The sequence below is a fragment of the Actinophytocola sp. genome (genome assembly GCF_050699915.1).
Lineage (GTDB): Bacteria > Actinomycetota > Actinomycetes > Mycobacteriales > Pseudonocardiaceae > Actinophytocola.
Map to the genome: position 1 here is coordinate 1 of NZ_JBOHGA010000031.1, position 23,094 is coordinate 23,094.

24 protein-coding genes and 1 pseudogene are annotated in these 23,094 nt (G+C 72.4%); 8 read left to right on the forward strand and 17 right to left on the reverse strand.

Annotated features, from left to right (window positions below):
- Positions 1 to 573 (forward strand): annotated as a pseudogene (locus tag ACRDSK_RS08575) (hypothetical protein); the annotation flags it as partial.
- On the opposite strand, the gene ACRDSK_RS08580 reads toward ACRDSK_RS08575, so the two are convergent.
- Genes ACRDSK_RS08580 through ACRDSK_RS08590 form a run of 3 tightly spaced genes read right to left on the reverse strand, consistent with a single transcriptional unit; the run spans position 570 to position 3,494 of the window.
- Positions 570 to 1,538 carry an acyl-CoA dehydrogenase family protein gene (locus ACRDSK_RS08580; RefSeq protein WP_431439437.1) on the reverse strand — a complete coding sequence of 323 codons (969 nt, stop codon included), beginning with the start codon at positions 1,536 to 1,538 and terminating at the stop codon, positions 570 to 572. The pseudogene ACRDSK_RS08575 and the gene ACRDSK_RS08580 overlap by 4 nt on opposite strands.
- Complete coding sequence (locus tag ACRDSK_RS08585) at positions 1,535 to 2,662, reverse strand: acyl-CoA dehydrogenase family protein (protein WP_431439438.1); 1,128 nt, start codon at positions 2,660 to 2,662, stop codon at positions 1,535 to 1,537. Before ACRDSK_RS08585 ends, ACRDSK_RS08580 begins: the two co-directional genes overlap by 4 nt.
- Complete coding sequence (locus ACRDSK_RS08590) at positions 2,652 to 3,494, reverse strand: enoyl-CoA hydratase (protein ID WP_431439439.1); 843 nt, start codon at positions 3,492 to 3,494, stop codon at positions 2,652 to 2,654. Before ACRDSK_RS08590 ends, ACRDSK_RS08585 begins: the two co-directional genes overlap by 11 nt.
- Before the next feature lie 41 nt (positions 3,495 to 3,535).
- Here ACRDSK_RS08590 and ACRDSK_RS08595 point away from each other — a divergent pair, with 41 nt between their 5' ends.
- Genes ACRDSK_RS08595 through ACRDSK_RS08605 form a run of 3 tightly spaced genes read left to right on the forward strand, consistent with a single transcriptional unit; the run spans position 3,536 to position 6,891 of the window.
- Positions 3,536 to 4,687, forward strand: a complete 1,152-nt coding sequence (locus ACRDSK_RS08595) for an acyl-CoA dehydrogenase family protein (protein WP_431439441.1) — start codon at positions 3,536 to 3,538, stop codon at positions 4,685 to 4,687.
- The gene (locus tag ACRDSK_RS08600) at positions 4,684 to 5,460 is read left to right on the forward strand and encodes an SDR family oxidoreductase (protein ID WP_431439442.1); all 777 of its coding nucleotides are present in this window, start codon (positions 4,684 to 4,686) and stop codon (positions 5,458 to 5,460) included. The genes ACRDSK_RS08595 and ACRDSK_RS08600 overlap by 4 nt, the downstream gene beginning before the upstream one ends.
- A 45-nt stretch (positions 5,461 to 5,505) precedes the next feature.
- A complete protein-coding gene (locus ACRDSK_RS08605) occupies positions 5,506 to 6,891 on the forward strand; it encodes a WS/DGAT/MGAT family O-acyltransferase (protein WP_431439444.1) in 1,386 nt (461 codons plus the stop codon).
- Here the strand turns inward: ACRDSK_RS08605 and ACRDSK_RS08610 are convergent.
- The 5 genes from ACRDSK_RS08610 to ACRDSK_RS08630 are packed head-to-tail and all read right to left on the reverse strand — an operon-like array spanning position 6,888 to position 11,354.
- Positions 6,888 to 7,934: an NAD(P)H-dependent flavin oxidoreductase gene (locus tag ACRDSK_RS08610; RefSeq protein ID WP_431439445.1), complete on the reverse strand. Its 1,047-nt coding sequence runs from the start codon at positions 7,932 to 7,934 to the stop codon at positions 6,888 to 6,890. The genes ACRDSK_RS08605 and ACRDSK_RS08610 overlap by 4 nt on opposite strands.
- Positions 7,931 to 8,638, reverse strand: coding sequence for a CoA-transferase subunit beta (locus ACRDSK_RS08615; protein WP_431439446.1), 708 nt, complete (start codon positions 8,636 to 8,638; stop codon positions 7,931 to 7,933). Before ACRDSK_RS08615 ends, ACRDSK_RS08610 begins: the two co-directional genes overlap by 4 nt.
- Complete coding sequence (locus tag ACRDSK_RS08620) at positions 8,635 to 9,462, reverse strand: CoA transferase subunit A (protein WP_431439448.1); 828 nt, start codon at positions 9,460 to 9,462, stop codon at positions 8,635 to 8,637. Before ACRDSK_RS08620 ends, ACRDSK_RS08615 begins: the two co-directional genes overlap by 4 nt.
- Complete coding sequence (locus ACRDSK_RS08625; RefSeq protein ID WP_431439449.1) at positions 9,459 to 10,202, reverse strand: enoyl-CoA hydratase family protein; 744 nt, start codon at positions 10,200 to 10,202, stop codon at positions 9,459 to 9,461. Before ACRDSK_RS08625 ends, ACRDSK_RS08620 begins: the two co-directional genes overlap by 4 nt.
- A 33-nt stretch (positions 10,203 to 10,235) precedes the next feature.
- The gene (locus ACRDSK_RS08630; protein ID WP_431439450.1) at positions 10,236 to 11,354 is read right to left on the reverse strand and encodes a steroid 3-ketoacyl-CoA thiolase; all 1,119 of its coding nucleotides are present in this window, start codon (positions 11,352 to 11,354) and stop codon (positions 10,236 to 10,238) included.
- A 118-nt stretch (positions 11,355 to 11,472) separates the two neighbouring features.
- Here ACRDSK_RS08630 and ACRDSK_RS08635 point away from each other — a divergent pair, with 118 nt between their 5' ends.
- The gene (locus tag ACRDSK_RS08635) at positions 11,473 to 12,699 is read left to right on the forward strand and encodes a cytochrome P450 (RefSeq protein WP_431439451.1); all 1,227 of its coding nucleotides are present in this window, start codon (positions 11,473 to 11,475) and stop codon (positions 12,697 to 12,699) included.
- Positions 12,700 to 12,707: 8 nt separating this feature from the next.
- Here ACRDSK_RS08635 and ACRDSK_RS08640 read toward each other — a convergent pair whose 3' ends face one another.
- On the reverse strand, positions 12,708 to 13,184 hold the full coding sequence (locus tag ACRDSK_RS08640) for a MarR family winged helix-turn-helix transcriptional regulator (RefSeq protein ID WP_431439453.1): 477 nt from the start codon (positions 13,182 to 13,184) through the stop codon (positions 12,708 to 12,710).
- A 41-nt stretch (positions 13,185 to 13,225) separates the two neighbouring features.
- On the opposite strand from ACRDSK_RS08640, the gene ACRDSK_RS08645 reads away from it, so the two are divergent.
- On the forward strand, positions 13,226 to 13,867 hold the full coding sequence (locus ACRDSK_RS08645) for an NAD(P)-dependent oxidoreductase (RefSeq protein WP_431439454.1): 642 nt from the start codon (positions 13,226 to 13,228) through the stop codon (positions 13,865 to 13,867).
- 149 nt (positions 13,868 to 14,016) lie between these two features.
- Here ACRDSK_RS08645 and ACRDSK_RS08650 read toward each other — a convergent pair whose 3' ends face one another.
- From ACRDSK_RS08650 to ACRDSK_RS08670, 5 genes are read right to left on the reverse strand one after another with little or no spacing between them, the layout of a single operon-like run.
- Positions 14,017 to 14,445, reverse strand: coding sequence for a nuclear transport factor 2 family protein (locus ACRDSK_RS08650; RefSeq protein WP_431439456.1), 429 nt, complete (start codon positions 14,443 to 14,445; stop codon positions 14,017 to 14,019).
- Entirely contained in the window at positions 14,442 to 15,308 is an 867-nt protein-coding gene (locus ACRDSK_RS08655) for a TIGR03619 family F420-dependent LLM class oxidoreductase (protein ID WP_431439457.1), read from the reverse strand. Before ACRDSK_RS08655 ends, ACRDSK_RS08650 begins: the two co-directional genes overlap by 4 nt.
- Entirely contained in the window at positions 15,305 to 16,456 is a 1,152-nt protein-coding gene (locus tag ACRDSK_RS08660; protein ID WP_431439459.1) for a thiolase domain-containing protein, read from the reverse strand. The genes ACRDSK_RS08655 and ACRDSK_RS08660 overlap by 4 nt, the downstream gene beginning before the upstream one ends.
- Positions 16,456 to 17,493 carry a thiolase domain-containing protein gene (locus tag ACRDSK_RS08665; protein ID WP_431439460.1) on the reverse strand — a complete coding sequence of 346 codons (1,038 nt, stop codon included), beginning with the start codon at positions 17,491 to 17,493 and terminating at the stop codon, positions 16,456 to 16,458. The genes ACRDSK_RS08660 and ACRDSK_RS08665 overlap by 1 nt, the downstream gene beginning before the upstream one ends.
- Positions 17,490 to 18,458 (reverse strand): Zn-ribbon domain-containing OB-fold protein, encoded by a 969-nt coding sequence (locus tag ACRDSK_RS08670; RefSeq protein ID WP_431439461.1) that lies wholly within the window; start codon positions 18,456 to 18,458, stop codon positions 17,490 to 17,492. Before ACRDSK_RS08670 ends, ACRDSK_RS08665 begins: the two co-directional genes overlap by 4 nt.
- Positions 18,459 to 18,503: 45 nt before the next feature.
- Here ACRDSK_RS08670 and ACRDSK_RS08675 point away from each other — a divergent pair, with 45 nt between their 5' ends.
- On the forward strand, positions 18,504 to 19,544 hold the full coding sequence (locus ACRDSK_RS08675; protein WP_431439462.1) for an LLM class F420-dependent oxidoreductase: 1,041 nt from the start codon (positions 18,504 to 18,506) through the stop codon (positions 19,542 to 19,544).
- 21 nt (positions 19,545 to 19,565) lie between these two features.
- On the forward strand, positions 19,566 to 21,107 hold the full coding sequence (locus tag ACRDSK_RS08680; RefSeq protein ID WP_431439463.1) for an acyl-CoA synthetase: 1,542 nt from the start codon (positions 19,566 to 19,568) through the stop codon (positions 21,105 to 21,107).
- A 1-nt stretch (position 21,108) separates the two neighbouring features.
- Here ACRDSK_RS08680 and ACRDSK_RS08685 read toward each other — a convergent pair whose 3' ends face one another.
- The 3 genes from ACRDSK_RS08685 to ACRDSK_RS08695 all read right to left on the reverse strand — a co-directional run bounded on the left by ACRDSK_RS08685 (position 21,109) and on the right by ACRDSK_RS08695 (position 23,088).
- Complete coding sequence (locus tag ACRDSK_RS08685; RefSeq protein WP_431439465.1) at positions 21,109 to 21,804, reverse strand: hypothetical protein; 696 nt, start codon at positions 21,802 to 21,804, stop codon at positions 21,109 to 21,111.
- Positions 21,805 to 21,852: 48 nt separating this feature from the next.
- Positions 21,853 to 22,119, reverse strand: coding sequence for a hypothetical protein (locus tag ACRDSK_RS08690; protein ID WP_431439466.1), 267 nt, complete (start codon positions 22,117 to 22,119; stop codon positions 21,853 to 21,855).
- A 186-nt stretch (positions 22,120 to 22,305) separates the two neighbouring features.
- On the reverse strand, positions 22,306 to 23,088 hold the full coding sequence (locus tag ACRDSK_RS08695; RefSeq protein ID WP_431439467.1) for a crotonase/enoyl-CoA hydratase family protein: 783 nt from the start codon (positions 23,086 to 23,088) through the stop codon (positions 22,306 to 22,308).
- Positions 23,089 to 23,094: the final 6 nt, after the last annotated feature.

A 23,094-nucleotide genomic window follows, 5' to 3' on the forward strand; every position in this document is an offset into this window, starting at 1 on the left:
GCGCTGCCCGGCCCGCCGGTGCCGCCACCGCGCGGGACCGACAACTCGCGGCGCAACCTCGTGCTCGTCGCCGTGGCCGCGCTGCTCGTGGTGGCCGGCGTGGTGACCGCGATCGTGCTGCGCGGCGGCGAGGAGCCCGGCGAGAGCGTGTCGGAGGGCGGCGTCGACCGGGAGACGACCCAGCCGGCGCAGCCCGACGAGCCCTCGACGGCGCCGCCGTCGAGCGCCGATGCCAACCCGATCCCGGCCAACGGCGACATCGACTTCAGCCAGGCCGGGCAGCTGGTGATCGACTACTACGGCGACGTCCAGAACAACGCCAAGCGGTTCGCGATGCTGTCCACCAACGCGCAGCAGCAGTTCGGCGGCCAGGAGGGCTTCAGCCAGTACTGGGGCCAGTTCACCGAGGTGAGCTCCCAGAACGCGAGCAACGTCACGAAGAACGCGGACGGCTCGGTGAACGTGCCCGTCGACGTCACCTACACCAAGGGCGACAGCCCGTCCACACAGAAGCAGCAGGTCCGGGTGACCCGGGTGAACGGCAAGCTCGTGATCGACTCCGCCGCCCGCTAGAGCGACCGCAGCACCCGGTCCCGGTGCCAGGACTGGGTTCCCCACGCCGACCGCAGCGCGCGCACCTTCGTGAGCCACAGCCCGAGGTCGTACTCGAGCGTGACGCCGACCGCGCCGTGCACCTGCAGCACCGAGCGCGCCGCTCGGTAGGCCGCGTCCGCGGCGGCGACCCGCGCGGCGGAGACGTCCCGCGGCGCCCCGGTGACCGCCGCGCCGTACAGCAGCGGACGGGCGAGCTCGAGCGCCACGTGCACGTTCGCCAGATGATGCTTGACCGCCTGAAACTCGCCGACCGCCCGGCCGAACTGCTTGCGCGCCACCACGTACGCGCACGCCCGCTCCAGCAGCCCGCGGCCGAGCCCGAGCAGCTGGGCCGCGCAGCACAGCACCCCGGCATCGAACGCGGCGGCCGCGGCAGTTGCCACGGCCGGTCCCTCGGCGACCAGGTCGGCGCCGTCCACCGCGCCGAGCCTGCGCGTGGCGTCCACAGAGGACGCGAGGCCGAAGTACGCGGCGTGGCACACCCGGTCGTCCTCGACCACGAACACCGGCGCCGCCACGTCCGCATCGAGCGCGTAGGAGACGTGCGGCGACATCGCCAGCGAGGCCACCAGCTCCCCGGCGGCGAGCCCCGGCAGCCAGCGCTCCGCCACGTCGCCGCCCAGCCCGGTCAACAGCGCCGGCACCGCGGCGAACGACTCGACCAACGGCCCGGGAACGGCGTGGCGGCCCAGTTCCTCGAACGTCACGACGAGCTCCGCCCGGCCGGCTCCCATCCCGTCGTGTCGCTCCGGCACCGCGAGGCCGGCCACGCCGATCTTCGCCAGCCGGCGGATCAGCTCCAGACCCCGCTCGTGCTCGCCGGCGCCCCACGCCCGGATCGCGCCCGGCACGTCGGCGTCGGCCAGCAGCCCGTCGACGCTGGCCGCGAGCTGGCGCTGCTCCTCGTTCGGCGTGAGCCTCACCGGTCACCCCGGGGCAGTCCGAGCAGCCGTTCGGCGACGAGGTCGCGCTGGATCTCGTTGGTGCCGGCGTAGATAGGGCCGCCGAGGGAGAACAGGTAGCCGTGCAGCCAGTCCGACTCCAGCTCGGCGTCCGGTCCGAGCAGCTCCAGCGCCGTCTCGTGCAGCGCGATGTCCAGCTCGGACCAGAAGATCTTGTTGACGCTCGACTCCGCGCCCAGGCTCCCGCCGTCGGCGAGCCGGCCGACTGTGCCCAGCGTGTAGAGCCGGTAGGCCTGCGCGCCCAGCCACGCGTCCACCACCCGGTCCCGCCGGCTGGGGTCCGGCCGCTCGCGCCACAGGTCGACGAGCCGGTCCGCCGCGGCACTGAACCGGCCGGGGCTGCGCAGGCTCAGCCCGCGCTCGTTGCTCGTCGTGCTCATCGCGACCCGCCAGCCGTCGCCCGGCTCGCCGATGACGTCGGCATCGGGCACGAACACCTCGTCGAGGAAGATCTCGGCGAACCCCGGCGTGCCGTCGAGCTGCGGGATCGGCCGCACGGCGACGCCCCGCGCGCGCAGGTCGAACATCAGGTAGGTCAGCCCGCGGTGCCGCTGGGCCGCCGGGTCGCTGCGGAACAGCCCGAACGCCCGGTCGGCGAACGCGGCCCGGGACGACCACGTCTTCTGTCCACTCAGGAGCCAACCGCCGTCCGCGCGGACCGCCCGGCTGCGCACCGAGGCGAGGTCCGAGCCCGCCTCCGGCTCCGACCACGCCTGCGCCCAGATGTCGTCGGCGCGCGTCATCCGCGGCAGGAGCCGCGTCCGCTGCTCGGCCGTGCCGACCGTGAGCAGCGTCGAGCCGAGCAGCGCGATGCCGTTCTGGCTGACCCGGCCGGGCGCGCCCGAGGCGTAGTACTCCTCCTCGAAGACCACCCAGTCCAGCAGCGAGGCGTCCCGGCCGCCGTACTCGCGCGGCCAGGTCACCGCGGTCAGCCCCGCCGTCGCGAGCCGGCGCTCCCACTCGCGGTGGCGCTCGAAGCCATCGGCGGTGTCCATCGGCGGCAACGGGTCGGGCACGTTCGCCGCGAGCCAGTCGCGCACCTCGGCACGGAAGGCGACGGTCTCCGCGGGCAGGTCAAGATCCACTGGCGTCTCTCATCGAGCGGGCGTCCAGGCCGCCGAGGGAGTCGGTCGAGGTCTCGGCGTTGTGCGCGTGCGCGAAGTGGTGCAGGCCGAACACCGAGTCCATGCCCGCCCGCAGGCCCATCTGGTCCTCCGCCTGGTTCACCGCGCGCTTGGTCAGCGCCAGCCCGAACCGCGGCATCCGCGCGATCCGGTCCGCCATCGCGAGCGTCTCCTCCCGCAGCGAGTCGCGGGGTACCACCCGGTTCACCATGCCGAGCTCGAGCGCGCGGCGCGCGTCGAACCGGTCGCCGGTGAACAGCATCTCCTTGGCCGCGCGCGGGCCGAGCACCCACGGGTGCGCGAAGTACTCCACGCCCGGGATTCCCATGCGCACCACGGGATCGGCGAAGAACGCGTCCTCCGCCGCGACGATCAGGTCGCACACCCACGCGAGCATCAGCCCGCCCGCGACGCAGGCGCCGTGCACCATCGCGATCGTCGGCTTGGGCAGCTCCCGCCACCGCCGGCACATGCCGAGGTAGACCTCCATCTCGCGCGCGTAGCGGCCGTCCCCGCCCGGCTTGCCGACGTGATCCCACCACAGCACGGCCTTGCGGTCGAACGACACGTCCACGTCCCGGTCCGGGGTGCCGATGTCGTGGCCGGCGGAGAAGTGCTTGCCCGCGCCGGCCAGCACGATCACCTTGACGGAGTCGTCGTCGACGGCGCGGGTGAACGCCGCGTCCAGGGCGTAGGTCATCGCCGAGTTCTGGGCGTTTCGGTACTCCGGGCGGTTCATCGTCACCGTGGCCACCGGCCCGTCGACCTCGTAGCGAACGACCTCGTCAGTCACGCGAACCCCTCCAAAGCAATTGCTTGGTAGGCTAACACCTCATGACGCTCACGGAGTTCCGCGCGACCGTGCGCGAATGGCTGGCCGACAACCTTTCCGGCGAGTTCGCGGGCCTGCGCGGGCTCGGCGGACCCGGCCGAGAGCACGAGGCGTTCGACGAGCGGCTCGCGTGGGACCGGCACCTGGCGGCGGCCGGCTGGACCTGCCCCGGCTGGCCGGTCGAGCACGGCGGGCAGGGCCTCGACCTGGACCACCGGGTGGCCTTCCACGAGGAGTACGCCGCCTCGGGGGCGCCGGCGCGGGTGAACCACTTCGGCGAGGAGCTGCTCGGTCCGACGCTGATCGCGCTGGGCACGCCCGAGCAGCAGGCACGGTTCCTGCCGAGGATCAAGGCGGTCGAGGAGCTGTGGTGCCAGGGCTACTCCGAGCCGGGCGCGGGCTCGGACCTGGCGTCGGTGTCGACCACGGCGACGCTCGACGACTCGGGAGACGCGGCCCAGTGGGTGCTGTCCGGGCAGAAGGTGTGGACCTCGCTCGCGCACGTGGCGCAGTGGTGCTTCGTGCTGGCCCGCACGGAGCCGGGCTCGCGGCGCCACGCCGGCCTGTCGTACCTGCTGGTGCCGATGGACCAGCCCGGCGTCGAAGTCCGTCCCATTGTGCAACTTACCGGTGGCTCGGAGTTCAACGAGGTTTTCTTCGACGGCGCCCGCACCGCGCGCGACCTCGTGGTCGGCGAGGTCGGCGGCGGCTGGGCGACGGCGATGCGGACGCTGGAGTTCGAGCGCGGCGCGGCGACGCTCGGCCAGCAGGTCGGCTTCCGCCGCGAGCTGGACGCGCTGGTCGAGCTGGCCCGGTCCACCGGGGCGCTCGAGGATCCGCTGCTGCGCGAGCGGCTGGCCCGGGCCCGACTGGGCCTGGAGGTGATGCGCGCGCACGCGCTGCGCACGATCGGCTCGGCTCGGGACGCCTCGGTCACCAAGCTCGTCTGGGCCACCTGGCACCGCTCGCTCGGCGAGCTGGCGATGGCCGTGCGGGGCGCGGCCGGCCTGGTGGCGCCCGGCGACTCCCTGGACGAGTGGCAGCGTTTGTACCTGTTCAGCCGGGCGGACACGATCTACGGCGGGTCCAACGAGATCCAGCGCAACATCATCGCCGAGCGCGTGCTCGGCCTGCCCCGGGAGGCGCGTCCGTGACTCCGTCCGCCCCGGCGGGCCGCGAGCTGCTGGCCGGCAAGGTCGCCGTGGTCACCGCGGCCGCCGGCACCGGCATCGGGTCCGCGGCGGCGCGGCGCTGCCTCGAGGAGGGCGCGCGGGTCGTGGTCAGCGACTGGCACGAGCGCCGGCTCGCCGAGACGGCCGCGGCGCTGACCGCGGACTTCGGCGACGCGGTGCACGCGATCGCGTGCGACGTCACCGACGAGGCCCAGGTGCAGGCCCTGGTCGCGGGCGCGGCCGAGCACTTCGGCCGGCTCGACGTGATGGTCAACAACGCCGGGCTCGGCGGCACCGCGTCGGTCCTGGAGATGACCGACGACGAGTGGGCTCGGGTGCTGGACGTGACGCTGAACGGGACGTTCCGGTGTACCCGGGCGGCGCTGCGCCGGCTGGTCGAGCAGGGTGGCGGCGGCGCGGTGGTCAACAACGCGTCGGTGGTCGGCTGGCGGGCGCAGGAGGGGCAGGCGCACTACGCCGCGGCGAAGGCGGGCGTGATGGCGCTGACCCGCTGCGCGGCCAAGGACGTCGCGGCGCACGGGATCCGGGTCAACGCGGTCGCACCGAGCCTCGCCGCGCACCCGTTCCTGGCCAAGGTCACGTCGGCGGAGCTGCTGTCCGAGCTCACCACGCGGGAGGCGTTCGGCCGGGCCGCGGAGCCGTGGGAGGTGGCGACCGTGATCGCGTTCCTGGCCAGCGACTACGCCTCGTACCTCACGGGTGAGGTGATCGCCGTGAGCAGCCAGCACCCGTGACGCGGGCTAGTCTCACGGCAAGACGCGCGCACGGAGGTTAGGTCTATGGCACTCATGCCCGTTACGGACTCGATGTTCCTCATCGCCGAGTCGCGCGAGCACCCGATGCATGTGGGCGGGCTGCAGCTGTTCGAGCTACCCGACGGCGCCGGGCCGGACTACGTGAGCGACTTCCACCGCGAGCTGCTGGAGCTGGCGGACGTGCGGCCGCTGTTCCGGCGCCGGCCGCGCTTCCCGGTCGGCACGGTCGGCCAGTTCGCCTGGGGCAACGACGACCAGCTCGACATCGAGTACCACGTGCGGCACTCCGGGCTGCCGCGGCCGGGCCGGGTGCGCGAGCTGCTGGAGCTGGTGTCGCGCCTGCACGGCTCGCTGCTCGACCGGCACCGGCCGATGTGGGAGTTCACGGTCATCGAGGGCCTGCAGGGCAACCGGTTCGCCACGTACAGCAAGATCCACCACGCGCTGCTCGACGGCGTGTCCGCGCTGCGGCTGTTGCAGACTTCGCTGTCACCCGACCCGGACGCCCGCGACGTGCGGCCCACCTGGTCCCCTCGGGTGCGGAGCAACGTGTTCGACAAGCCGCGCCGGCGCGAGGAGGTCGACCCGTTCACCGCGGCCGGTCGGCTGGTGAAGGACGTCGCGGGCCTGGGCGGCGCGGCGACGAGGGTTGTCAACGAGGCGTTCCGCGAGCAGGCGGCGACGCTGGCGTTCCAGGCGCCGAGGTCGATGTTCAACGTGCCGATCACCGGGGCGCGCCGGTTCGCCGCGCAGGGCTGGCCGCTGGAGCGCGTGAAGGCCGTGGGCCGGGCCGCGAGCGCGACGATGAACGACGTGATGCTGGCGATGTGCGCCGGCGCGCTGCGGCGATACATGTTGGACCTGGGTGCGCTGCCCGACCGGCCGCTGGTCGCCGCGGTGCCGATGTCGCTGCGAGCCCGCGCGGGCGGCGGGTCGGCGGAGACGTCGCTGGGCGGCAACGCGATCGGCCTGATCCTGTGCAACATGGCGACCGACGAGCCCGACCCGGCCACCCGCCTGGCGACGATCCACGACTCGATGCTGAAGGGCAAGGCGGTCTACCACGGCATGAGCCGCCTGCAGATCACCGCCCTGAGCGCGATTCCCCTGATCCCGCTGGCAATCGGCACGATCCCGGGCCTGACCACGATCACCCCGGCGGCGTTCAACGTGCTCATCTCGAACGTCCCGGGCCCGCGCGACCCGCTGTACTGGAACGGCGCCCGCATGCAGGGCGTGTACCCACTGTCCATCCCGTACGAGGGCCAGGCCCTGAACATCACGGTGACGAGCTACGCGGGCAGCCTGGAGTTCGGCCTGACCGGCTGCCGCCGCACGGTCCCCCACCTGCAGCGGTTGCTCGGCCTACTGGAGGAGTCCTTGCAGGAACTGGAAAAGGCAACCGCTTAGCCCGAGCCCAGCCCGGCGATGATCTCGGTCGCGTCCTTCATGATCGCCTCGATCAGGTCGGCGCACGTGGGTAGGTCGTCGATGGCGCCCACCACCTGGCCCGCGGCCAGGACGCCCGTGTCCGTGCGGCCCTCGACCAGGCCGGCTCGCAGCAGCATCGGGGTGTTCGCCGCCATGATCACCTGCGACCAGGTCAGTGCTCGGCCGCGGCGCATGGTCAGGCCCTCGCGGATCATCGTCGGCCAGGTCAGGCCCGTCAGGCGGCGGAAGCGGGACGCGTTGCGCAGCGCGCGCGCCAGGCCCCGGAGCCGGCCGGCCGACTCCAGCGACGCGACCAGGTCCGTGCGCAGCACCCGGTGTGGCACGCCGTCCACCCGCGTCGTCACCACCGTGCCGTCCAGGCCCTGCGCCAGGTACGCCGCCTTCACCGCGTCCGGCACCGTGCTCTCCGCCGTCAGCAGGAACCTCGTGCCCATCGCGACCCCCGCGGCCCCGTAGGCCAGGGCCGCCACCAGACCGCGTCCGTCGAAGAACCCGCCCGCCGCCACGACCGGGATGTCCACCGCGTCCACGACGGACGGCAGCAACAGCGTCGTCGCCACCGGGCCGGTGTGGCCGCCGCCCTCGCCGCCCTGCACGATCACCGCGTCCGCGCCCCAGCCGGCCACCTTCACCGCGTGCCGCACCGCACCCACCGACGGGATCACCACGACCCCGGCGTCCTTCAGGGTCGAGATCAACTCCGGCGACGGCGCCAGCGCGAACGACGCCACCCGCACGCCCTCGTCGATGATCACCCGCACCCGCGAAGCGGCGTCGTGCGCGTCCGCGCGCAGGTTCACCCCGAACGGCTCCGACGTCCGCGACCGCACCTCCCGCACGGCCGACCGCAGCTCGTCGACCGACATCGTGGCCGACGCCAGGATGCCCAGTCCGCCGGCCGCCGCCACCGCCGACACCAGCCGCGGCCCGGCCACCCAGCCCATCCCGGTCTGCACCACGGGATGCCGCACACCCACGAGCCGGGTGAGCGCGGTGTTCATGCCGGCACCTCGCGCTCCCGCGCCACCGAAGGATCCAAAGTGGACAGCAGGTCGAGTTCGGCCGGAGAAGGCGACCGCGTCGGCTCGACCCCGTCGACGCACAGCGGGAAGGCGGTCTGCTCCTCGACCTCGGCGACCGACACGCCGGGATGCACCGACACCAGCCGCATCGTCCGCAGCGGCCCGCCGAAGTCCAGCACCCCGAGGTTCGTCACCACCCGGTACACGTCGTGGTACGGCCCGCCCACCCGGTCGTACCCGACGCCCGACACGACGTCGACCGCCGGTACGAACACCCGCGGCGAGTGGCGCGGCACCCAGTAGCTCGTCCGGTGGTTGACCGTGTTCCCGGGCGCGCCGCGAAAACCGAGCAGCTGGCGGGTCGGCTGCTTGTGCGAGCCGATGCACGAGATGTTCTGGTTCCCGTACCGGTCCAGCTGGTTCGCGCCCATCACCACGTGCCGCCGGCCGTGCGCGACGACGTCGAACACCGCCCGGTACGGCAGCCACCCCTCGACCTCGCCGGCGGCGGAGAGCAGCGTCGCCTCGCCGTCGGACAGCAGCAGGTCCGGCTCGAACGTCAGCCGCGCCAGCCGCGCACCCAGCGACGGCACCAACCCCATGGGGCTGGCCAGGATCTCACCGGCGCCGCGGAACAGGTCGGCGCACGCGACCGCACAGACGTCCGCCCGCGTCGCGCTCATGTCCGCACCGCCGCCTGGTAGGCCGCCTCGTCGCCGGACAGGAACTGATCCACGAAGGACGACCAGTCCGCGCCGGCGTAGGTCCGCTGGAAGGGCTCGTCTCGCCCGTAGTCCGGCACGCAGCTCGTGAAGTGCGCACCGCCCGGCGTCTCGACGACCCCGTCGACCATCAACCGGTTGAGCAGCAACGACTGCGGCGGGCCGAGCGACCCGAGCTCCGCGGTGTCCACGATGGACTCGCACGACACGTAGCGGCACGCCGCGGCCAGGCAGAACAGGTCGTCGAAGTACGGGTCCGGGCCGAGGTACTGGGCGTTGCCGTGCCGGTCGGCGCGATTGAGGTGGACCAGCGCGACGTCCAGCGGCAGCGGCGGCATCGCGACCACCACCTCGTCCCCGTAGGGCGAGCGGACCGTGCGCAGCGAGGGGTCGTGGGTGAGCACGTCCGAGCCGAGCCCGGCCCGGATCGGCAGGAACGGCAGCCGGTGCGCGGCCGCGCGCAGTCCACACTGGAGCATGCCCTCGTCGAGCTCGCGCACCGCGACTGCCCCGTCCTCGCGGGCACGCCGGAAGTGCGGGTCGTACGCGATGGTGTCCAGCGACACGAACCCGAACACGACCTCGCGCACCTTGCCGGCCGCGCACAGCAGGCCGACGTCCGGCCCGCCGTAGGACACCACGGTCAGGTCCCGCAGTGGCGAGCGCAGGATCGCGCGCACCAGCGCCATCGGCTTGCGCCGCGACCCCCACCCGCCGATGCCGACGGTCATCCCGTCGGACAGCGTGGCGACCACCTCGTCGGCCGTCATCCGCTTGTCGGTCACGAACCACCTGCCAGGAAGCGGCGGCGCGCCTCGTCCGCGACGCCGGTCAGGTTCAGCTCGAACGTGAAGCCCTGCTCGAACCGGTAGCTGCGGTGCACGTCCTGCGGGTCGATCCCGTTGATGGCCGCCTTCGCCGCGCGGACCACCCGGGTGTCCTTCGCCGCGATCTGCCCGGCCACCTCCAGCGCCGCACCGTCCAGTTCGGACACCGGGACGACCCGGTACACCGAGCCGTGGTGGTGCAGGTCGGCCGCGGTGATCGTCGACGCGGTGTAGTACATCGCCCGCATCAGGTGTTGGGGCACCAGCCGCGCCAGGTGGGTGGCCGCGCCCAGCGCGCCGCGGTCCACCTCGGGCAGCCCGAACGTGGCGTCCTCAGCGGCGACCACCACGTCGGCGTTGCCCACGAGCCCGATGCCGCCGCCGAGGCAGAACCCGCGCACCGCGGCCACGACCGGCACCGCGCAGTCGTACACCGCCCCGAACGCCGCGTGGCAGCCCTGGTTCACGCCGACGAGCGCGCCGTGCCCGTCCGCCTGGAGCTCCTTGATGTCCACCCCGGCGCAGAAGCCGCGGCCGACCGCCCGCAGCACGACGACGTGGGTCGACGGGTCCCGCCCGGCAGCCGTCACCGCCTCCGCGAGGTCGAACCAGCCCCGCACCGGCAGCGCGTTGACCGGCGGAAAGTCCATCGTGACCACGGCGACGCCCGGTTCGGGCCGGTTCGTCGACACACCCATGGGACCGCCTAACCTAGCAATTGCTTGGTTACCCTAGCACCTCGCGATGATCGTGCCCGTGGACAGCGCGCCGCCGGCACACATCGCGATCAGCGCGGTCGCGGCGTCGCGGCGCTCCAGCTCGTGCAGCGCGGTCGTGACCAGCCGGGTCCCCGTGCCGCCGACCGGGTGGCCGAGCGCGATCGCGCCCCCGTTGACGTTGACCAGGTCCGGGTCCGGCTCGTGCACCGCCTGCCAGGACAGCACGACCGAGGCGAACGCCTCGTTGACCTCGAACAGGTCCAGGTCGCCGATCTTCATCCCGGTCTTCGCGAGCAGCGTGTCCGTCGCCTGCACCGGCCCGTCGAGATGGAAGTACGGCTCCGCGCCGATCAGACACTGCGCCACGATCCGGGCCCGCGGCGCCAGCTCGAGCGAGCGGGCCCGGTCCGCGGACATCAGCAGCACGGCCGACGCCCCGTCGGAGATCTGCGACGACGTCCCGGCCGTGTGCAACCCGCCCTCGACGACCGGGGACAGCCTGGCCAGCGCCTCGAGCGAGGTGTCCCGCAGGCCCTGGTCCCGCGTGACGCCCGCGACCGGCACGACCTCGCGGGCGAAATGCTCCCGCGCCCACGCGGCCCCGGCCAGGGCCTGCGACCGCGCGCCGAACCGGTCGAGGTCGACCCGGGAAAGTCCACGACGGACCGCGATCCGCTCGGCAGCGACGAACTGGTTGGGCAGGTCGATCGACCACGAGTCCGGCCGCGGCGAGCCGACGTCCACGCCGACGTTGGAGCGCAACGGGACCCGGCTCATCGCCTCGACCCCACACGCCACCCCGACGTCGATGGCGTCGGCCGCGATCAGCCCGGCCACCAGGTGCATCGCCTGCTGCGCCGACCCGCACTGGGAGTCCACGGTCAGACAGCCGGTCCGGTACGGCAGGCCGGCGTGCAGCCACGCGATCCGGGTGACGTTGTTCGACTGCTCCCCCGCCTGGGTGACGCAGCCGCCGACCACCTGCTCGACGAGAACAGGTTCTACTCCGGACCGGGCCAGCAGGGCGGCCTGCGCGGCACCCAGGAGCTCGGCCGCGTGCAGCCCGGCCAGCACGCCGCCGCGCTTGCCGATGGGAGTGCGGACAGCCTCGATGATCACCGGATCTGCCATGAACTCAAAATAGAACTCGTTTCTGGACCGAGCAAGGCGCGGGCGCCCGACCCTTCACTTCACGCCAACCCGTATGTTTGAATCGAGTAGAACGTGTTCCATATGATCGGAGAACGAGGTGGCCGCTCCCCGCATCCCCGACGGCTTCGACTTCACCGACCCCGACCTGTACGCCTCACGGATCCCCGTCGAGGAGTTCGCCGAGCTGCGCCGGACCGCGCCGGTGTGGTGGAACGCCCAGCCGCACAACCTCGCGGGGTTCGGTGACGACGGCTACTGGGTCGTCAGCCGGTACGCGGAGGTCAAGGAGGTGTCGCGGCACAGCGACGTCTACTCCAGCGCCGAGAACACCGCGATCATCCGGTTCAACCCGGACATGACCCGGGACAAGATCGAGGCGCAGCGGCTGATCATGCTGAACATCGACCCGCCGCACCACTCCAAGGTGCGCGGCATCGTCTCGCGCGGCTTCACCCCGAAGGCGATCGCCCGGCTGCGGGACAAGCTCGCCGAGCGCGCCGAGAAGATCGTCACCACGGCGAAGGCGCAGGGCGGCGGCGACTTCGTCACCCAGGTCGCCTGCGAGCTGCCGCTGCAGGCGATCGCCGAACTGCTCGGCATCCCGCAGGACGACCGGCACAAGGTGTTCGACTGGTCGAACCAGATGGTCGCCTACGACGACCCTGAGTACTCGGTCAACCCCGAGGCCGCGTCCGCGGAGCTGCTCGGCTACGCGTGGGCGATGGCCGAGAACCGCAAGAAGTGCCCGATGGACGACATCGTGACGACGCTGGTCAACGCCGACATCGAGGGCACCGCGCTGGGCTCGGACGAGTTCGGCTTCTTCGTGCTGCTGCTCGCCGTGGCGGGCAACGAGACCACCCGCAACGCGATCACCCACGGCATGCACGCGTTCCTCACCCACCCCGACCAGTGGGAGCTGCACAAGGCCGAGCGGCCGGCGACCGCGGCCGACGAGATCGTCCGCTACTCCACGCCGGTGATGTCGTTCCAGCGCACCGCCACGTGCGACACCGAGCTCGGCGGGGCGGCGATCAAGAAGGGCGACCGGGTCGGCATGTTCTACAGCTCGGCCAACTTCGACACCGACGCCTTCACCGACCCGCACCGGTTCGACGTGACCCGCGACCCCAACCCGCACCTGGGGTTCGGCGGCACCGGCGCGCACTACTGCGTGGGCGCCAACCTCGCCAAGGTGGAGATCGACCTGATCTTCAACGCGATCGCGGACCACATGCCGAACATCCACGCCGAGGCCGAGCCGCGCCGGCTGCGGTCGGGCTGGCTCAACGGCATCAAGGAGCTGCGCGTCGACTACACGTAGCGGCGGGCCTAGTCCGCCAGCTCGGCGGCCGCGCGCTCGCCGGCGTCGGAGATCTGGTTGAGGAACCCGACGAGCAGCTCGAGCTGCTCGACGTCGTAGCCCGCGCAGATCTCGTCCATCGCCGCGCGCATCCCGGTGTAGAGCCGGTACAGCTCGACGCCGCGGTCCGGCAGCGTCCGGACCACCACGGCTCGCCGGTCGTCCGGGTCGCGTTCGCGGGCGATCCAGCCGCTTCGCTCCAGCCGGTCGAGGATGCCGGTCATCGTCGCCGGGTGCATGCCGACCCGCTTGGCCAGGGCGCCCGGGCCGATCGGGCCGTACCGAGCGATCTGGTCGAGGCAGCTCAGGTCGACATGACGCAGCGACGCCCGGGCGCCGACCTGGTGGTTGAGCACGGTGAAGTGCCCGTTCACGTCGCGCAGGGCGTTCAGCACCTCGTTCGCGACGCGCCGCCGAGCGCGCTGATCCTCTGGTACGGTGTTCATATAATATGACTTTCGTATTATATGCGTGGGGAGTGCGTGACATGAAGCTAACCGTGTTCGGGGCGACCGGGGGAATCGGTGGGCACGCGGTGCGGCAGGCGCTCGACGCCGGGCACACGGTGACCGCGGTGGTGCGGGACCGTGCACGGCTCGACGTGCCGGACCAGTCGGGCCTGCACGTGGTCACGGTGGCCGGGCTGACCGAGGCCGGTCCGCTGGAGCCGGCGCTGCTCGGCAGCGACGCGGCGCTGTCCGGGGTGGGGCCGCACTCGCTGCGGGACGCGGGCGTGGCGACGGTCGCGACGCGGGCGATCCTCGGCGCGCTCGAGGCGACCGGGGTGCGGCGGTTCGCCGCGGTGAGCGCCGCGCCGGTCGGCCCGATCCCCGACGGCGAGCGGTTCGTGAGCCGGCGGATCGCGTATCCGCTCGTTCGCCGCGTGCTGCGCAAGGTCTACGACGACCTCGAGGCGATGGAGGCCGACATCCGGCGCAGCGGTACCGAGTGGACGGTCGTGCGCCCGCCTCGGCTGACGGACAAGCCGCTGACCGGCCGGTACCGGCTGGCGTTCGGCTCGAACGTGGCCAACGGCGGCTTCGTGTCCCGCGCGGACGTCGCCCACGCGATGCTCGCGCTGTTGGCGGATCCGCGGTCGGTCCGCCTACCGATCGGCATCGCACGCTGACCCTGGTCTGTTCTTCGTGTCCGTCTTGGACCGAATGAACGCGATCTCAGGGGACCGTGACGGCGGCCGGCCACAAGCACCTACGCATCGGCACCATCCGCCGGAACGCGACCAACACATTGAATCCCGGGGAGGCGGTCTAGTCGGCCTCACTCCTTTCGGAGGGTGGCCATCGCCCGCTCGGTCTCCCAGAACGCCCGCATCGAGGCGATCAGGCCGTCCGCGTTCACCTTGTAGACGAACACGCCCTCGGTGTCCACTCTGGACCCGCCGGGCAGGAACGCGGTGATCGTGCCGACGTTGGCCACCTCGTCACCGGCGGCGAACGAGTCGCGGACGTCGAACTCGAGGCGCTCGGCGTTCGCGATCGCCTTGTCCCAGAACTGTCGGATCGCCTCGTGGCCGCGGTGGCCGTCGCCGGCCGGGTCGAACATCGACACCCCGACCGGATCCTCGACGACGCCGTCCTCGGCGAACAGCGCGACCCACTCGTCCTTGGCGCCGCGGCGCACCGCGTCCATCGACCTGCGCGACGCCACCCGCGCCGGATGCGCCGGGTCGGACCCGTCCCATGTCACAGCTTCCCCATGATGTCGTCGGCGAACCGCCGCATGCCGTCCAACTTGGCCTCGAGTGGACCGTCGAGGCCGACGCCGTAGAACACCCACGGCACGACGATCGCATCGGTGACGCCGGCGTCGGCCTGCGCGCGGTAGCCGTCCAGGCCGAAGCGGTCGACGCAGACGGCCTGGATCTCGAACGGGCCGGTTCGGTCGTGCTCCGCGCGCAGCGTGCCGAGCCGGCCGATCACCTCGCGCAGCTCGTCGAACGTGATCATCGCGGACGTCCAGCCGTCGCCGGTGCGGGCGGCCCGGCGCAGGGCCGCGTCGGTGTGCCCGCCGACGTAGACCGGCACCGGCTCGCTCGGCGCGGGGCTCATCGCGAGCTTGTCGAACTCGTAGAACTCCCCGTGGTGGTCGACCATCCCGCCGCCGAGGATGAGCCGGATGACCTCGATCGCCTCGTCGGCGCGCGCCCCGCGGCGGTCGAAGTCGCCGCCGCACCACCGGGTCTCCTCCGGCGACCAGCCGAGCCCGACGCCGAGCCCGAACCGGTTGCCGGTGAGCACCGCGACCGAGCCGACCTGGCGGGCGAGCAGCACCGGGTTGCGCGGGTTCAGCTTGAGCACCTGGGTGTAGAACCGGATCCGGCTCGTCACCGCGCCCATCGACGCGGCGGCGACGAACGGGTCGACCCACGGGGTGTCGGCGTCCCAGAACCGGGAGCCGTCCGGGGTGTAGGGGTACTTCGCGGAGACCTGCTCGGAGAAGAACAGCGAGTCCGGCAGCGCGATCGAGGCGTACCCGCACTCCTCGGCCGTGCGCGCCAGCTCGCCGAGCTGGTCCAGCGGGCTCATCGCGACCCCGACGGTGAACTTCATGGCTTCTCCGATCCGACCACCCACATCGAGAAGTACTGCGACCCGCCGCCGTAGGCGTGGCCGAGCGCGCGCCGGGCACCGTCCACCTGGTGCTCGCCGGCCCGCCCCATCACCTGCATGGCCGCCTCGCCGAAGCGCAGCATCCCCGAGGCGCCGATGGGGTTGGACGACAGCACGCCACCGGACGGGTTGACCGGCAGCCGCCCGCCGAGCTCGGTCTCGCCGGCCTCGGTGAGCTTCCAGCCCTGGCCCTGTTCGGTGAAACCCAGGTTCTCCAACCACATCGGCTCGAACCAGGAGAACGGCACGTAGATCTCGGCGGCGTCGATCTCGGCGAGCGGGTCGGTGATGCCGGCGTCGCGCCACAGCGCCGCCGCCGCGTCCCGGCCGGCCCGCGGGTTGACCTGGTCGCGGCCGGCGAACGTGGTCGGCTCGGTGCGCATGGCGGTGGCGTGGATCCAGGCGACGTCCGCCCCGGCGCTGGACTCGTCGCCCAGGACGATCGCGCAGGCACCGTCGGACGACGGGCAGGTCTCGTCGTAGCGGATCGGATCCCACAGCATCGCGGACGCGCGGACGGTCTCCACCGTGAGGTCGGCCTGCCGCAGGTGCGCGTACGGGTTCTTCGCCCCGTTGCGCCGGTCCTTCACCGCGACGAGCGCGCCGATGTGGTCCGGCGCGTCGGCCCGGCGGATGTAGGAGCGGACGTGCGGCGCGAAGTAGCCGCCCGCGCCCGCGCCGACCGGCATGTGGAACGGCGGCGAGATCGACAGCGCCCACATGGCGTTCGACTCGGACTGCTTCTCGAAGGCCACCGCGAGGACCCGCCGGTGCACGCCGCCGTGCACCAGGCTCGCCGCGACGTTGGCGGTCGACCCGCCGACCGAGCCCGCGGTGTGCACGCGCAGCAACGGTTTCCCGGTCGCGCCGAGGGCGTCGGCGAGGTACAGCTCGGGCATCATGACGCCCTCGAACAGGTCCGGCGCCTTGCCGAGCACGACGGCGTCGATGTCCGTGTGCTCGAGGTTCGCGTCGGCGAGCGCGCGGTCGATCGCCTCACGGCACAGGCCGGCCATCGTCACGTCGGTGCGCTTGCTGCGGTGGTGGGTCTGGCCGACGCCGAGGACGGCGGCTCGCTGCCCTGCCATCAGTCGGCCTCCAGGACGCACACCAGGTTCTGCTGCAGGACGGGGCCGCTGGTCGCGTGGGCCAGGGCCCGCTCGCCGCCGCGCAGGCGGGTCGCGGCCTCGCCGATGCGGGCGAGACCGGCGGCGAACATCGGGTTGCCGGCGAGCGGGCCGCCGGACGGGTTGACCGTCACCTCGTCGCCGAGCCCGAGCGCCTGGCGCAGCAGGATCTCCTGGTGGCTGAACGGCGTGTGCAGCTCGGCGAGGGTCACGCCGTCCGCGCCGGCCGCCTTCGCGGCGGCCACTGTGGACGGTGACGACGTGAGGTCGCGGGCGCCGAGCTGGGACGACTCGACGCGATGCTCGATGCCCCTGATCCAGGCCGGCCGGTCGCAGAGGTCCCGGGCCCGGTCGCCGGCCGCGAGCACGACGACCGCCGCGCCGTCGGTGACCGGTGCGCAGTCGTGCCGGCGCAGCGGGTCGGCCAGGTAGGGCCGGGCCAGCAGCTCGTCGGCGCTCACCCGCTCGTGGATCTGGGCGCGCGGGTCGGCGGCACGGCTGCGCGCGGCGACCTCCGCCATCTCGCGCTCGGTCCACAGGCCCCGGTCGAGGCCCAGCCGCGCCTGCAGCCCGGCGATGCTCACCGCGTCCGGCCACAGTGGAGCGACCGTGTACGGGTCGAGCTGCAGGGCCAACACCCGGCGCAGCTGCCCGGCACTCGACTTGCCGAACCCGTACACCAGCGCGGTGTCGACCTCGCCGGTGCGGATCTTCACCCACGCCTCGTAGAGCGCCCAAGCCGCGTCGGCCTCCACATGGGACTCGTGGATCGGCGGGAAGGCCCCGATCGCGTCGACCGCGGCGATGAACGAGAACGCGCGGCCGGCGAGGTAGTCCGACGAACCGGAGCACCAGAAGCCGATGTCCTCCTTGGCCAGATCGGCCCGCTCGAGCGCCTCGCGGAGAATCGGCACGAGCATCTCGACGCCGTTGGTCGTGCCGTGCGTCGCCCGAAGGTTGGGCGCCTGGGCGAAGGAGACGATCGCGATGTCCCTCATAGGTGTCCCGCGAACGTCTCGTAGGGCGCGTCGGGTTCCCCGGTCGGCCGGAAGTGGTCGATGTTCTCCAGCGTCGTGCCCCACTCCTCGCGCGGCTTCCAGGCGGCCTCGACGCGCATGCCCATGCGGACCTCGTCGGCCGGGCAGCCCAGCACCAGGTGCAGGAACGCGATGTCGGCGCCGTCGAGCAGAATGTAGGCCGCCACGTACGGCGGCTGGATGCGCTGGCCGAGGAACGGCACGTTGACGATGCAGAACGTGGTCACGATGCCCCGGTCCGGCAGCTCGACCTCCTCCTCGGTGGGCACGCCGTCCGTCGGGCACGCGCCGCGCGGCGGCACGTAGACCTTGCGGCAGCGCGGACAGCGCTGCCCGAGCAGCCGGCCCTCGGCGAGCCCGCGCAGGTAGCGGCTCTCCTCCGGGGACGCCGAGTGCAGGTAGCGCAGCTCCACCGGCGTGGTCAGCATCGTGACCGGCTCGGCCTCGCGCGGCGTCGCCGGTTCGGTCTCCTCCGGCGGGACGAAGCACTCGATGTCGCGGATCCCGTTACCCGTCGACCCGTCCGACGCGTCCGACGCGTCCGCCCACCGCGCGCGCACCCGCATGCCGGTGGTGACCCGCTCGGCGTCGACCGCGTGCAGCAGCGGCGTGTCCGCACCGTCCAACGTGATCAGCGCCCAGGTGAACGGTCGCTGGAGCGGTTGTCCCGCAAGGGGTTTCGGCTGCGCGCACCAGGAGACGACGGTGCCGTCCGACCCGACCTCGACGAGCTCGGTGAGCGACTCGCCGGTGACCGGGTCGTACTCCGGCGGCGGGACGTGCACCCGTCCGTCCGCACCGCGCGCGCCGAGGATCCGCCGCTGCGCGAGCCCGGTGACGAACCGGCTCAGCACCGGCCCGAGCGATCGGGTGTAATCGAACCCGATCTCCAGCGGGGCGGACAGCGGTGCCTGATCGACCGTCACGCTCCGAGTGAAACACGTTCTAGCATTGCCGGCAAGGAGGTAGCGATGAAGCTCGGACTTCAGCTCGGTTACTGGGGAGCGGCCCCGCCGCCGCACGCCGCCGAGATGGTCCTGGCCGCCGACGAGGCGGGCTTCGACGCCGTGTTCGCCGCGGAGTCGTGGGGCTCGGACGTGTTCACCCCGCTCGCCTGGTGGGGCTCGCCGACGACCCGGGTCCGGCTCGGCACCGCGGTCGCGCAGCTGTCCGCGCGGGCGCCGACCGCGACCGCGATGGCCGCGCTGACCCTCGACCACCTCTCCGGCGGCCGCGCGATCCTCGGGCTCGGCGTGTCCGGCCCGCAGGTCGTCGAGGGCTGGTACGGGGCGCCGTTCGGCAAGCCGCTCGCCCGCACCCGCGAATACGTGTCGATCATCCGGCAGGTGCTCGCCCGTGAGGCACCGGTGACCGGCGACGGCCCGCACTACCCGCTGCCCTACACCGGCCCGGGCGCCGACGGACTCGGCAAGCCGCTGCGCCCGATCACCCACCCGCTGCGCGCCGACCTGCCGATCTGGCTCGGCGCGGAGGGTCCGCGCAACGTCGCGATGACCGCCGAGATCGCCGACGGCTGGCTCGCCGTGTACTTCTCCGACTCGCTCGCCGACCAGTACAACTCCTGGCTCGACGAGGGCTTCGCCCGGCCCGGCGCCCGCCGCTCGCGCGCCGACTTCGAGATCGCCGCGAACGTGTCCGTGGCGGTCACCGACGACCCGGCGGCCGAGTACGACAAGCACCGCCCGGTGATCGCGCTCTACGCCGGCGGCATGGGCGCGGAGACCAAGAACTTCCACGCCGACCTGTTCCGTCGGATGGGCTACGGCGAGGTCGTCGAGGAGGTGACCCGCAAGTTCCGCGAGGGCCGCAAGCTCGAGGCGGCGGCCGCAGTGCCCGACGAGCTCGTCGCGGAGACCGCGATGATCGGCACTGCCGAGCAGGTCCGGGCGCACGCGCGGCGGTGGGCCGACAACGGCGTCACCATGCTGATGGTCGGCTGCCAGGACGCGAGCCAGGTCCGCGCGGTGGCGGAGGTCCTTGCCGACAACTGAAACACGTTCTAGTGTGGTTCGGTGACCTCGACCGGACTGTGGAACATCGCCGCCGAGCGGCCGGACCACGTCGCCGTGGTCGACCCGGACGGCCGGGAGGTGAGCTACCGCGAGCTGGCCACCGCGGCCGACCGGTACGGCCGCGGCTTCCAGGCGCTGGGCCTGCGCCCCGGCGACGCGGTCGTCGTGATGCTGCCCAACGGGGTGGACCTCACGTCCGTCTACTTCGGAGCGTTTCAGACCGGGCTGTACGTGGTGATGGTGAACTGGCACCTGGTCGGCGCCGAGGTCGCGTACCTCATCTCCGACAGCGGCGCGAAAGCGTTCGTCGCGCACGAGCGGTTCGCGTCGGTCGCCGCCGACGCCGCGGAGCGGAGCGGAGTCGAGGCGCGCTTCGCGGTCGGCGACGTGCCTGGGTTCGCGCCGCTCACGTCGCTCGGCGAGGGCTCGTCCGGTCGCCCCGACCCGCGGACGGCCGGCTCGCCGATGCTCTACACGTCCGGCACGACCGGCCGGCCCAAGGGCGTCCGGCGGCCGCTGACCGGCGCGGACCCCGACGAGGTGCCGCCGCAGGCCACGTGGTTCTTCGGGATCTTCGGCCTGGAGCCGTTCGACGACCACGTGCACCTGTGCGGCTCGCCGATGTACCACACGGCGGTGCTCAACTTCGTGGCCAACTCCGTCCAGTTGGGACACACGGCGGTGCTGATGGACCGGTGGCGACCCGAGGAGATGCTCGTGCTGATCGAGCGGCACCGGGTGACGCACAGCCACATGGTGCCGACGCAGTTCCACCGGCTGCTGGAGCTGCCCGCCGCGGTCCGCGCGCGGTACGACGTGTCGTCGCTGCGGGTGATGATCCACGGGGCGGCGCCGTGCCCGCCGGAGGTCAAGCGGCGGATGCTGGACTGGTGGGGGCCGGTGGTCACCGAGTACTACGCGGCCACCGAGGGCGGCGGCACGGCGATCAGCGCCACGGAGTGGCTGGCGAAGCCGGGTTCGGTCGGGCTGCCGTGGCCGGGCTCGGTCGTCAAGGTGCTCGACGAGTCGGGCGCCGAGCTGCCGGCGGGTGAGCCGGGCCTGGTCTACATGCGGATGGGCGCGTCGAACTTCTCCTACCACAAGGACCCGGCGAAGACGTCCGCGTCGCGGGTCGGCGACCTGTTCACACTGGGCGACATCGGCTACCTGGACGAGGACGGCTACCTCTTCCTCCGCGACCGGAAGTCGGACCTGATCATCTCGGGCGGCGTGAACGTGTACCCGGCCGAGATCGAGAACGAGCTGGCGTGCCATCCGAAGGTGGCCGACGTGGCGGTGTTCGGCGTGCCGAACCCGGACTGGGGCGAGGAGATCAAGGCGGTCGTGCAGCCGGCTGCGGGCGTCACGCCGGACTCTTCCTTGACGGACGAGCTGCTCGCCTTCGCCGCCGACCGGCTGGCCAAGTTCAAGATTCCCCGCTCGGTCGACTACGTCGAGGAGCTGCCGAGGGACCCGAACGGCAAGCTGTACAAGCGAAAGCTGCGCGACCCGTACTGGGCCGGCCGCGAGCGCGCCATCTGAGCTACCGCGTGGTCAGGCCGTGGCCCAGGGCCAGTCGGGACTCGGCGTTCTGCTGTGCCACCACGGAGATCACGTGCAGCAGTGCCGGTTCCGCGAAGCCCGTGTCGCGCAACGCCTGCAGGTCGGCGGGCCCCATCTGCCACGGCCGGCGGCTGAGCTTGCGGGCGAAGGCGTCCAGCGTCGCGTCGCGCTCGTCGCGGGGCGTGTGCCCGGCCAGCTCGTCGGCCTGCCAGCGGTCGCAGCACTCCTCTGCCGCGGCCCTCGCCAACAGCCTGCGTTCCCGTATGGGCAGCGGCTCCGCGGAGTCGTACACATACTCGCGCCAGTGCTGCCACGCCTCGGTGAACGCGGGCAGGTCGGGCGGCCGGCGGTGCTCGACGGGAACCACGGGCCAGTCCGCGCGGTCCGGGCGCGGGACGGACTCCTGCTCGCGCCGCGGCTGGAAGGCCGGCAGGGGCGAGAGGTAGTCGAACTCGATGCCCGACGCGTCGGCGACCCGGGTCAGGTAGTTGAACATGGCCACCACCCCGGTCGCCGCCTGGATCGCCTTCCCGTCGAGCCCGTGCTCGGCGAAGAGGCCGCCGAACTCGTCGGTGACCGACCACGGCTGGGCGGTCAGCACGGCGGCGTACCGCGTCAAGGCGGCGCTGCGCCCGGACAGCTGCTCGTCGTCACCCGCGAGCAGAGCCTCGGGCAACGCGGCATCGCCGCTGGCGACACGCAGAAACTCTGCGTGAGCGGACGTTCAATAGAAGCACTGGTTGGTGCGGGAGGTGACGCTACTGATCAGCTCGCGATCCGCCCAGTCCAGCGTGGACCGGTGCAGCCCGCCGGAAACCACGAACGTGCGCCGCATCAGCTCCGCGTCCAGGCTGTGCGCCCGGATGATCCCGGCCGCGTCACCGTGCGGCGGCCGATAGACCTCCGGCGTGGGCCGGTTGGCCATCGCCTCGTAGACCTCGGCGAGCCGCCCGGTCGCGTCCTGCCGTGAGATCGTCCCCAGCCACGCCATACCGGCCACGCTAGTTGACCAAGCTAGAGCGAAACCAGAGCCAACCAGCGGTTGCGCCAACGCCACGAGCCACCGGTTGCAGCCGCGAACCCTGTGGACAACTGTCCGGCCGCGCGGGGGCCCCCGCTTTCCAGCTTATCGGCGAGCACTGACGGAAACAGAATGCGAAGGGTGGCCTGTGGAGAGTCAGCGGCCGCGAAAGTCGGGCTTTCGCTTCTCAGCGAAGGCCTTCGGCCCCTCCCGGGAGTCGTCCGAAGCGAAGACCTCCATACCAAGACGAGCGTCGATCTGGAAGGCGTCGTTCTCCGGCATGGCCTCCGTCTCACGCATGGTGCGCAGGATCGCCTGGACGGCCAGCGGGCCGTTCGCCGCGATCGTCTCCGCGATCGACATGGCCTCGGCCAGCGCGGAGCCGTCCGGGACTACGTGCCCGATCAGGCCCAGCGACAACGCCTCGGCCGCCGTGATGTGCCGGCCGGTCAACAGCAGGTCAGCCGCCATCGTGTACGGGATCTGCCGAGGCAGCCGCACCGCCGAGCCACCCAACGGAAACAACCCCCACCGCGCCTCGGAGACGCCGAACCGCGCCGAGGTCCCGGCGACCCGGATGTCCGTGGCCTGCAGGATCTCCGTCCCACCGGCGATCGCCGGGCCCTCGACGGCCGCGATCAGCGGCTTGGTCAGGCGCCGGCCCTTCAGCAGCGGCTCGATCACCGACAGGTCCCACGAGCCCGACGAGAAACTGTCGCCGGGATGCGTGGCCGTCATCGCCTTCAGGTCGGCGCCGGCACAGAACGCGCCGCCGGCACCGGTCAGCACGCACACCCGGATCGACGGGTCCGAGTCGACCCGGTCCCAGGCAGACCGCATGATCGCCATCATCTCGGCGGACAGCGCGTTGCGGGCGGCCGGCCGGTTCATCGTCACCACCAGGACGTGGCCGTCCTGCTCGACGAGGCAGTCAGGCATCGACAC

Bases quoted from the DNA above. Each gene is read 5' to 3' on its own strand.
- ACRDSK_RS08695 (WP_431439467.1), bottom strand. From the start codon at position 23,088: ATGCCTGACTGCCTCGTCGAGCAGGACGGCCACGTCCTGGTGGTGACG.
- ACRDSK_RS08625 (WP_431439449.1), bottom strand. From the start codon at position 10,202: ATGGGTGTGTCGACGAACCGGCCCGAACCGGGCGTCGCCGTGGTCACG.
- ACRDSK_RS08605 (WP_431439444.1), top strand. From the start codon at position 5,506: ATGGCACTCATGCCCGTTACGGACTCGATGTTCCTCATCGCCGAGTCG.
- ACRDSK_RS08655 (WP_431439457.1), bottom strand. From the start codon at position 15,308: ATGAAGTTCACCGTCGGGGTCGCGATGAGCCCGCTGGACCAGCTCGGC.
- ACRDSK_RS08675 (WP_431439462.1), top strand. From the start codon at position 18,504: ATGAAGCTCGGACTTCAGCTCGGTTACTGGGGAGCGGCCCCGCCGCCG.
- ACRDSK_RS08630 (WP_431439450.1), bottom strand. From the start codon at position 11,354: ATGGCAGATCCGGTGATCATCGAGGCTGTCCGCACTCCCATCGGCAAG.
- ACRDSK_RS08640 (WP_431439453.1), bottom strand. From the start codon at position 13,184: ATGAACACCGTACCAGAGGATCAGCGCGCTCGGCGGCGCGTCGCGAAC.
- ACRDSK_RS08615 (WP_431439446.1), bottom strand. From the start codon at position 8,638: ATGAGCGCGACGCGGGCGGACGTCTGTGCGGTCGCGTGCGCCGACCTG.
- ACRDSK_RS08660 (WP_431439459.1), bottom strand. From the start codon at position 16,456: ATGGCAGGGCAGCGAGCCGCCGTCCTCGGCGTCGGCCAGACCCACCAC.
- ACRDSK_RS08645 (WP_431439454.1), top strand. From the start codon at position 13,226: ATGAAGCTAACCGTGTTCGGGGCGACCGGGGGAATCGGTGGGCACGCG.
- ACRDSK_RS08665 (WP_431439460.1), bottom strand. From the start codon at position 17,493: ATGAGGGACATCGCGATCGTCTCCTTCGCCCAGGCGCCCAACCTTCGG.
- ACRDSK_RS08690 (WP_431439466.1), bottom strand. From the start codon at position 22,119: ATGGCGTGGCTGGGGACGATCTCACGGCAGGACGCGACCGGGCGGCTC.
- ACRDSK_RS08610 (WP_431439445.1), bottom strand. From the start codon at position 7,934: ATGAACACCGCGCTCACCCGGCTCGTGGGTGTGCGGCATCCCGTGGTG.
- ACRDSK_RS08595 (WP_431439441.1), top strand. From the start codon at position 3,536: ATGACGCTCACGGAGTTCCGCGCGACCGTGCGCGAATGGCTGGCCGAC.